Raw genomic sequence first — 9,495 nt, 5'->3', positions numbered from 1 at the left:
GCGGGAGGACGGGGTGGGGGGGAGGGGGGGGGGTGGGGTGTGTTTTTTTCCCCCTTTTTTTTCGTGGTTTTTCCTCCCCCCCTCCTTGGTGGTGGCCCCCCCTCCCCCCCCCCCGGTCAGGCCGGCAAGCTTACCACTGGTTCGCGCCAGACGCCGCCGTTGACGACGCCGCGGCAGGGATTGAAGCCGATCGCGTACGCCAGGTCGGCCGGGCGGGCGATGTGCCACAGCGCGAAGTCGGCGCGCTTGCCCAGCTCCAGGCTGCCGACCTGCGCCTGCAAACCCAGCGCCTTGGCGGCCTGGATGGTACAGCCGGCCAGCGCCTCGCGCGGCGTCAACCGCCACAGGGTGCAAGCCATGTTCATCGCCAGCAGCAGCGAGGTCATCGGCGAGGTGCCGGGGTTGCAGTCGGTCGCCACCGCCAGCGCCACGCCGGCGGCGCGCAGCGCGGCCACCGGCGGCGGCTGGGTGTCGCGCAGGAAGTAATAGGCGCCCGGCAGCAGCACCGCCACCGTGCCGTGCGCGGCCATGGCGGCGATGCCGGCCGGCGTCAGGTGCTCCAAATGGTCGGCCGAGAGGCCGTCGTAGCGCGCCACCAGCTCGCTGCCGCCCTGGTCGGACAACTGCTCGGCGTGCAGCTTGACCGGCAGCCCGTGCGCGCGCGCGGCGCGGAACACGCGCTCGGTCTGGGCGGCGGAAAAGCCGATCCGCTCGCAGAAGGCGTCGACCGCGTCGACCAGGCCGGCGCCGGCCAGCGCCGGCAGCATCTGTTCGCACACCAGGTCGATGTAGGCGTCGGCGCGGCCGGCGTACTCCGGCGGCAGCGCGTGCGCGCCGAGGAAGGTGGTGGCCACCGCCACCGGCAGCACCTGGCCGACGCGGCGCGCCACCCGCAGCATTTTCTCCTCCGACTCCAGCGACAGGCCGTAGCCGGACTTGATTTCCAGCGTCGTCACGCCCTCGGCCAGCAGGCTGGCCACGCGCGGCAGGCTTTGCCTGAGCAGCTCGTCGTCGCTGGCGGCGCGGGTCGCCCGCACCGTCGACATGATGCCGCCGCCGGCCTTGCTGATGTCCTCGTAGCTGGCGCCGTTCAGGCGCGCCTCGAATTCGTCGCTGCGGTTGCCGGCGTGGACGATGTGGCTGTGGCAGTCGATCAGGCCGGGCGTCAGCCAGCAGCCGCCGCCGTCGACCACCGGGCAGGCGCTGGCGGGCAGCGCGGCGCGCGGCCCGAGCCAGGCGATGCGGCCGTCCTTGACGGCGATGGCGCCGTCAAGGATCTCGCCGTAGCCGTCGACCATCGTGGCCAGGTGAACATTCGTGTAGAGCACGTCCCAGGTTTGCATGCTTGCCGCCTTTAATTGTCGGGTGGTGGGTGAGCCGGGGTCGGACCTTCGCGCCTTGGCGCCCGGGCTCTGGCCCCGATTTTTTCGCCGCCGCGGGTTTGGTTTCAGGTGATCAGATCGGCGACGAACACGGTCGCGCCGGCGCCCGCGGCCAGCGACCAGTGCATGGCGTCGTCGGCGTCGAGCAGCAGCGCGTCGAACAGGCCGAGCGTGTATGCGCGCGCGCCGGCGCGCGCCACCACGGCGCCGCCGTCGGCGACGAACAGCAGCGTGGTCGGGCTGCGCCGCGCCAGTTCGGCCGGTACGCTGACGCGTTCGAGCTGGTGGCGGCAGCGGCTGCGCCGGGTCATCACGTTGAAGTCGGTGGTGATCGACGCGACGTCGGCGTGCACCGCCGCCTCGCCGGCGAACCACAGCAGCGGGTTGGCGGCGCTGAGCGTGATGCGGCGCTCGCCGTCCAGCGTCAGCGTGACGCCGTCGCCGGCCACCAGGCACAGGCTGCGGTCGATGCCGGGGAAGACGGAGAAGGCGCCGCTGCGGGCGATCGTCGCCAGGCTGATGCGCCAGTCGAAGTCGTCGAAGCCCGCGCCGCGCGGAAAGACGGCGACCTCGGTGGTGCTGCCGCCGCCGTTTTTCCACGGCGCCGCCACCAGGTCCGCATGGGCGATGAAGCTGGCCATGTCAGAACCGCCGCAGTTCGGCCAGCGTGCGCTTGTAGCGCGCGGTGATGGCGTCCTGCGCCACGTGGCGCTGCCCGCGCACCACCCAGCGGCCGCCGGCCAGCACGTCGCGCACCAGGTTGTCGTTGCCGCAGAAGATGAAGCTGCCCAGCACGTCCTGCAGCGCGGCGCCGCACAGGTTCGGGTGCTCGTCGTCGAGCACGATCAGGTCGGCGCGCTTGCCGGCCGCCAGCGCGCCCAGGCGCCGCCCCGAAGCCTGCGCGCCGCCCTGCAAGGCGCCCTGCCAGAGGAAGTCGCCGACATGGCGCTGGCCGTCGCTGTGGGCGACGTTGCGGCGGCGCTGCTGCAGGCGCTGGCCGTACTCCAGCCAGCGCAGCTCCTCCACCGCGCCCTGCGAAATGTGGCTGTCGCTGCCGATGCCGAAACGCCCGCCGGCGGCGAGGAACTCGGGCAGCGGGAACATGCCGTCGCCCAGGTTGGCCTCGGTGGTCGGGCACAGGCCGGCCACGGCCCCGCTGGCGGCCAGGCTGTCGACCTCGTCGCGCAGCAGGTGGGTGGCGTGCACCAGGCACCAGCGCTGGTCGACGGCGACCTGGTCGAGCAGCCATTGCACCGGACGGCGGCCGCACCAGTCCAGCGACTGCGCCACTTCCTGCTGCTGCTCGGCGATGTGGATGTGCACCGGGCGCGCCGCCGGCAGCGCCAGCAGCACCTCGTTGATCTGCGCCACCGAGGCGGCGCGCAGCGAGTGCGGCGCGAAGCCCACTTCGGTCTGGCCGTCGCGCAGCGGCGCCAGCGCCTCGACGATCTTCAGCACGTCGTCGGGATTGGTTTTAAAACGGCTCTGCTCCGGCTTCAAGGGCACTTCGCCGAAGCTGGAGTAGCTGTACAGCACCGGCAGCATGGTGATGCCGATGCCGCTGTGGCGCGACGCCGCGACCACCCGCTCGGCCGTCTCGGCCGGGCGCGCGTACATGGCGCCGCCCGGGTCGCGCTGCACGTAGTGGAACTCGCACACGGCGGTGTAGCCGTGGCGCAGGCACTCGGTGAACAATTGCGCGGCGATGGCCTCGATGTGCTCGGGCGTGATGTTGCGCGCGAAGCGGTACATCAGGTCGCGCCAGGTCCAGAAGCTGTCCGGGCTGTCGCCGGCCTTCTCGGTCTGGCCGCCCAGCGCGCGCTGGAACGAGTGCGAGTGCAGGTTGACCATGCCGGGCAGGACGTAGCCGGCCGCTTCGACGCCGGCCGGCCGCGTAACGCCGGCGGCCACCGCCAGCAGGTCGCCGGCGTCGTCCCACTCCAGCAGCACGTCCTTTTGCCAGCCGTCCGGCAGCAGCGCGTGGCGCGCGAACAGCGCGCTCACCGGCGCGCCCAATCGGCGGCGGCCGTGGTCATCTGGCGCAGCAGGCCCTGCACCCGCGCCGCCAGGTCGGGGCGGTAGCCGAACGGCGCCGCCTCGTCCATGTACAGGCACTGGCACATCTCCAGCTGGATCGCGTGCACGTTCGCGCCGGGCTGGCCGTAGTGGCGCGTGATGTGGCCGCCCTTGAAGCGGCCGTTCACCGCGACGCTGAATTCGTCCTGCGCCCGCGCCAGGCCGACCACGGCGTCGCGCAGGCCGGGCGCGCAACTGGCGCCGTCGGCGGTGCCGAAGTTCAGGTCGGGCAGCTTGCCGTCGAAGAAGCGCGGCACCACCGAGGCGATCGAATGCGCGTCCCACAGCACCACGCTGCCGTGGATGCGCAGCATGCGCTCAAGCTCGGCCTGCAACTGCGCGTGGTAGGGGCGCCAGTAGCGCTGCAGGCGCTGCTGCACCTCGGCCTGGCCCGGCTCGCGCCCCGGCTGGTACAGCGGCGCGCGGTGGAAGGTGTCGACCGGGCACAGGCCGGTGGTGTCCTGGCCCGGATATAGATTGGTGTTTTCCTGCGGACGGTTCAGGTCGACCACATAGCGCGACCAGCGCGCCGACAGGGTCGAGGCGCCCATCTCGCGCAAAAAGCCGTACAGCTCGACCAGGTGCCAGTCGGTGTCGGCCTTGTCCAGCGCGGCGGGCGTGAAAGCGGCCGCGACGTCGTCCGGGATGTCGGTGCCGACGTGCGGCATCGACACCAGCAGGGGGATGCCGCCCGCGTTAAATCGGAAGTCCATGATGTAGTCTCCTTGCGCCCGGACCAAGCGGTCCGGGCTCTACTCTACCTACTTATTAAGCGTACAGGGGAACGAACAGGCCGTGGCAAGATGCGCTCAGCTCGCCCGTCACCACCATCTGCTTGGCCGCCTCGATGTCCGGCGCGAAAAAGCGGTCGGCGTCGAAGAAGGCCACCTTCTGGCGCAGCTGCGAATGCACGTGCTCCAGCTGCGGCGAGGTCTTCAAAGGACGGTGGAAGTCGATGCCCTGCGCGGCGGCCAGCAGCTCGATGCCGACGATGACGGCGGTGTTGTGCGCCATGTCGTCCAGGCGGCGGCCGGCGTAGGTGGCCATGCTGACGTGGTCTTCCTGGTTGGCCGAGGTCGGCAGGCTGTCGACGCTGGCCGGATGCGCCATCGACTTGTTCTCCGACGCCAGCGCGGCGGCCGTGACGTGGGCGATCATGAAGCCGGAGTTCACGCCCGGGTCGCGCACCAGGAACGGCGGCAGGCCGGACAGGGTGGCGTCGATCAGCAGCGCGATGCGGCGCTCCGACAGCGCGCCGATTTCGGCGATCGCCAGCGCCAGCGTGTCGGCCGCGAAGGCCACCGGCTCGGCGTGGAAGTTACCGCCCGAGACGATCTTCGCCAGGCCGTCGCCGGCTTCCTGGAAGATCAGCGGGTTGTCGGTGACGGCGTTCGCCTCGATCAGCAGGGTGCGCCCGGCGTTGACGATCAGGTCCAGGCAGGCGCCCATCACTTGCGGCTGGCAACGCAGGCTGTACGGGTCTTGCACGCGCTCGTCGCCGACCAGGTGCGAGGCGCGGATGGCGCTGTTGGCCACCAGTTGGCGGTACACGCCAGCGGCGGCGATCTGGCCGGGCTGGCCGCGCACCGCGTGGACGCGGGCGTCGAACGGCGCGTCGCTGCCCTTGGCGGCGTCGAGCGAGAGCGCGCCGGTGACCATGCCGGCCTCCAGCAGGCGCTCGGCCATGAACAGGCCGTGCAGCGTCAGCGCGGTCGACACCTGGGTGCCGTTGATCAGCGCCAGGCCCTCCTTCGCCGCCAACACCACCGGCGCGATGCCGGCCGCGTTCAGCGCGTCGCTGGCCTGCATGATCTCGCCGTGCACGCGCACCTCGCCCACGCCCAGCATCGCCAGCGTCATGTGCGCCAGCGGCGCCAGGTCGCCGGAGGCGCCCACCGAGCCCTTGGCCGGGATGGCCGGCATGACGCCGGCGTTGTACAGGGCGATCAGGGTGTCGACGATCAGCGGGCGCACGCCCGAATAGCCGCGCGCCAGGCTGCCGATTTTCATCAGCATGACCAGGCGCACCACGGCGTCGGAGATCAGCTCGCCGGTGCCGACCGAGTGCGACAGGATCAGGTTGCGCTGCAGTTGTTCCAGCTTGTCGTCGGGGATGCGGGTCTTGGCCAGCAGGCCGAAGCCGGTGTTGATGCCGTAGGCGGCGTCGCCCTTGGCGACGATGGCGCGCACGGCGGCGGCCGAGGCCTCGATCACCGGATAGGCGTCCGCCGCCAGGCTCAGCGCGGACGGCGCCGCCCATTCGGTGCGCAGGTCGGCCAGCGTCATCGCGCCAGGGTTCAGGGTCCAGCTCTTGTTGCTGCTTTTCATAGTCGTTCTCTCTCTATATAGGTAGGTGTGCGGTGGCGTGCGGCGTGCGCTCTAGTTACGCGCTCACTTGATCATCGGCAGGTTCAGGCCGTTGCGCTTGGCGCAGGCGGCCGCGCTTTCGTAGCCGGCGTCGGCGTGGCGCATCACGCCCGAGCCGCTGTCGTTGACCAGCACGCGCGCCAGGCGCTTGGCCGCCGCGTCGGTGCCGTCGGCAACGATGACCATGCCGGAATGCTGCGAGTATCCCATGCCGACGCCGCCGCCGTGGTGCAGCGAGACCCAGGTGGCGCCGCCGGCCGTGTTCAGCATGGCGTTCAGCAGCGGCCAGTCGGAGACCGCGTCGGTGCCGTCCTTCATGCTCTCGGTTTCGCGGTTCGGGCTGGCCACCGAGCCGGTGTCGAGGTGGTCGCGGCCGATCACCACCGGCGCCTTCAGCTCGCCGTTGCGGACCATCTCGTTGAAGGCCAGGCCGGCGATGTGGCGCTCGCCCAGCCCCAGCCAGCAGATGCGCGCCGGCAGGCCCTGGAAGGCGATGCGCTCGCGCGCCATGTCGAGCCAGTGGTGCACCTGCTTGTGCTCGGGGAACAACTCCTTGATCTTGGCGTCGGTCTTGTAAATGTCTTCCGGATCGCCCGACAGCGCCACCCAGCGGAACGGCCCGCGGCCCTCGCAGAACTGCGGCCGGATATACGCCGGCACGAAACCGGGGAAGTCGAAGGCGTTCTCGACGCCGTGGTCGAGCGCGACCTGGCGGATGTTGTTGCCGTAGTCGACCGTGTGCACGCCCATCGCGTGGAAGTCCAGCATCGCCTGCACGTGCGCGGCGCAGGAATCGGCGGCGGCGGCGCTCAGGCGGGCGTGGCGCTCGGGGTCTTGCTGCGCCGACTTCCAGTCCGACACGCTCCAGCCGCGCGGCAGGTAGCCGTTGATCAGGTCGTGCGCCGAGGTCTGGTCGGTGACCAGGTCGGGCACGATGCCGCCGGCCTTGGCGCGCTTGACCAGCTCCGGCAGGATCTCGGCGGCGTTGCCCAGCAGGCCGATGGAGATCGCCTCCTTGCGGTCGGTGTGGTACTTGACCAGTTCCAGCGCCTCGTCGATGCCGCCGGCCTGCTTGTCGAGGTAGCGGGTGCGCAGGCGGAAGTCGATGCTGCTCTGCTGGCACTCGATGTTCAGCGAGACGGCGCCGGCCATGGTGGCGGCCAGCGGCTGCGCCCCGCCCATGCCGCCCAGGCCGGCGGTGAGGATCCAGCGCCCGCCCCAGTCGCCGCCGAAATGCTGGCGCCCGGCTTCGGCGAAGGTTTCATAGGTGCCCTGGACGATGCCCTGGGTGCCGATGTAGATCCAGCTGCCGGCCGTCATCTGGCCGTACATGAACAGGCCGGCGCGGTCGAGTTCGTTGAAACGCTCCCAGTTGGCCCACTTCGGCACCAGGTTGGAATTGGCGATCAGCACGCGCGGCGCGTTCTCGTGGGTCTGGAACACGCCGACCGGCTTGCCCGACTGGATCAACAGGGTCTGGTCGTCCTCCAGCTCGCGCAGCGAGGCCAGGATCTGGTCGAAGCACGCCCAGTTGCGGGCGGCGCGGCCGATGCCGCCGTAGACCACCAGATGCTTGGGGTTTTCCGCCACTTCCGGGTCCAGATTGTTTTGCAACATGCGATAGGCCGCCTCGGCGCCCCAGTTCTTGCAGCTCATCTCGGTGCCGCGCGGAGCGCGGATCTCGCGGCTGGCGTCATAGCGCGGGTCTTGGTCCAGGCTGCTCGTTTGCTTGTTCATATCGTCTCCTCGGATTGGGTGGGAAGTGGGCGCGAACGCTCCTTGCATGCTGAAAGGATAGGTTGTCTATACAACTAAGTCAACCAGTTTTTTGTGTTAAAAACCAACGGCGCGGGGTTCGGGGGGCAGACCCGCGGGGTCCGACCCCGGCTCCCTGCCTGGGGTTTTGGCTGGTTTTGGCGGCGCGCGGCCGGTCAACGCGACACGCCGGGCTCAGGCGGCGTCGTGGAAGATGATGCCGAGGGCGTGGCGCAGGCCGCCGCGCAGGCGCGAAACGCCGTGGCGCATGTTGACGCGGTAGCTGCCGCGCGCGCCGTTGACCGGGCGGTGGAACACCGGAAACAGCAGCAGGTCGCCCTGCGCCAGCGGCACCACTTCGACGCGCGATTGCATCCGCGGGCGCTGTTCGGTCAGCACGAACTGGCCGCCGTCGAAGTCGACCCCGGGCCGCGACAGCAGCAGCGCCGCCTGCAGCGGGAAGACGTGTTCGCCGTACAGGTCCTGGTGCAGGCAGTTGTAGTCGCCTTCGCGGTATTCCAGCAGCAGCGGCGTCGGCCGGGTTTGGCCGGCGCCGTGGCAGCGCGCCAGGAAGTCGGCGTGGGCGCCCGGAAAGCGCGGCGCCAGCCGCATCGCCTGGTACCAGCGGTTGGCGATCGCCGCCAGCGGCGGATACAGCGCCGCGCGCAGCGCCGCCACCGGCGCCGGCAGCGGGTAGGCGAAGTACTGGTATTCGCCGCGGCCGTAGCCGTGCCGCTGCATCACGACGCGGCTGCGAAAGTGCGCCGGCTCGGCGTAGGCCGCCGCCAGCGCCGCGCATTCGGCCGGCGCCAACAGGCCCGGCGCGAGCGCCCAGCCGTGGCCGTCGAGGTCCTCGGCCAGGCGCGCCCAGTCCAGCGCCGCCACCCGCGCGCCCAGGTCGGCGCCGCTCATTTGCCGGCCTCGCGTTCCAACAGCGCCTGCTTGCGCTCGACGCCCCAGCGGTAGCCCGACAGCGAGCCGTCCTGGCGCACCACCCGGTGGCAGGGGATCGCCACCGCCAGCGCGTTGGCGGCGCAGGCGCCGGCCACCGCGCGCGCGCCCTTCGGCGCGCCGACCAGTTGCGCCAGTTCGGCGTAGCTGACGGTGCGCCCGGACGGGATCTCGCGCAGCGCCTGCCAGACCCGTTGCTGGAAGGCGGTGCCGCGCACGTCGAGCGGCAGGTCGAGGCCGATTTCCGGCGCCTCCACCAGCGCGACCACGCGCGCCACGGTTTGTTCGAACGCCGCCTCGGCGCCCAGCAGTTCGGCGCGCGGGAAGCGGTCTTGCAGCTCGCGCGCCAACGCCTCCGGGTCGTCGCCCAGCAGGATTGCGCAGATGCCCTTGTCGGTTGCCGCCACCAGGATCGCCCCCAGCGTGCAGGCGCCGATGGCGAAGCGGATCGCCGCGCCGCTGCCGCCGGCGCGGAAGGCCCGCGGCGTCATGCCCAGCAGCGCCGGCGCGCTGGCGTAGAAGCGGCCGCTGGAGTTGAAGCCGGCCGCGTACAGCGTCTCGGTGACGCTGCCGGCGCGCTCCTTCGGCTGCGCCAGCGCGGCCTGCACGCGGGCGCCGCGGCGCGCCGCCGCGTAGGCCTTCGGCGTAATGCCGGTGTGCGCCTTGAAGACGCGGTGGAAGTGGAAGCGGCTCATGCCGGCCGCCAGCGCCAGCGCCTCCAGGTCGAGTTGTTCCGGCGCGGCGTCGATCAGGCGGCAGACCTGGGCGACGATGGCGGCGCGGCGCTCGGCCAGCGGCGGCTGCTCCGGCTTGCAGCGCAGGCAGGGCCGGAAGCCGGCCGCCTCGGCCTCCTCGCGGCTGGCGTGGAAGGCGACGTTGCGGCGCAGGGGGGGGGGGGGGGGGGGGGGGGGCAGGGAGTACAAGACGGTGGTGCGCAACGAACAGTAGAAGGGGCCGTGGGAAT

8 protein-coding genes are annotated in these 9,495 nt (G+C 71.2%); all 8 read right to left on the bottom strand.

Going from position 1 to position 9,495, the window contains the following annotated elements; genetic code table 11:
* Window positions 1-116 precede the first annotated feature (116 nt).
* Window positions 117-1,343: an imidazolonepropionase gene (gene hutI, locus ACFDR9_RS25665; protein WP_327075929.1), complete on the bottom strand. Its 1,227-nt coding sequence runs from the start codon at window positions 1,341-1,343 to the stop codon at window positions 117-119.
* 104 nt (window positions 1,344-1,447) lie between these two features.
* Window positions 1,448-2,023, bottom strand: coding sequence for a HutD family protein (locus tag ACFDR9_RS25660; protein ID WP_327075930.1), 576 nt, complete (start codon window positions 2,021-2,023; stop codon window positions 1,448-1,450).
* A gap of 1 nt (window position 2,024) precedes the next feature.
* Window positions 2,025-3,386 carry a formimidoylglutamate deiminase gene (locus tag ACFDR9_RS25655; protein ID WP_327075931.1) on the bottom strand — a complete coding sequence of 454 codons (1,362 nt, stop codon included), beginning with the start codon at window positions 3,384-3,386 and terminating at the stop codon, window positions 2,025-2,027.
* The gene (gene hutG / locus ACFDR9_RS25650) at window positions 3,383-4,171 is read right to left on the bottom strand and encodes an N-formylglutamate deformylase (RefSeq protein ID WP_327075932.1); all 789 of its coding nucleotides are present in this window, start codon (window positions 4,169-4,171) and stop codon (window positions 3,383-3,385) included. Before hutG ends, ACFDR9_RS25655 begins: the two co-directional genes overlap by 4 nt.
* 55 nt (window positions 4,172-4,226) lie before the next feature.
* The gene (hutH, locus tag ACFDR9_RS25645; protein ID WP_017877500.1) at window positions 4,227-5,786 is read right to left on the bottom strand and encodes a histidine ammonia-lyase; all 1,560 of its coding nucleotides are present in this window, start codon (window positions 5,784-5,786) and stop codon (window positions 4,227-4,229) included.
* Between the two features lie 63 nt (window positions 5,787-5,849).
* Window positions 5,850-7,562, bottom strand: a complete 1,713-nt coding sequence (hutU, locus tag ACFDR9_RS25640) for a urocanate hydratase (RefSeq protein WP_327075933.1) — start codon at window positions 7,560-7,562, stop codon at window positions 5,850-5,852.
* 213 nt (window positions 7,563-7,775) lie between these two features.
* A complete protein-coding gene (locus ACFDR9_RS25635; protein WP_327075934.1) occupies window positions 7,776-8,492 on the bottom strand; it encodes a 2OG-Fe(II) oxygenase in 717 nt (238 codons plus the stop codon).
* On the bottom strand, window positions 8,489-9,495 hold a 1,007-nt coding region (ada, locus tag ACFDR9_RS25630; RefSeq protein WP_409032801.1), incomplete at its 5' end, for a bifunctional DNA-binding transcriptional regulator/O6-methylguanine-DNA methyltransferase Ada. The genes ACFDR9_RS25635 and ada, both read right to left, overlap by 4 nt.

Origin of the sequence: Janthinobacterium sp. CG_23.3, assembly GCF_046115965.1 — a bacterium.
GTDB lineage: Bacteria > Pseudomonadota > Gammaproteobacteria > Burkholderiales > Burkholderiaceae_D > Janthinobacterium.
Note: the sequence above shows the minus strand (reverse complement) of the source record. Positions and strands in the feature narration are given on the sequence as shown.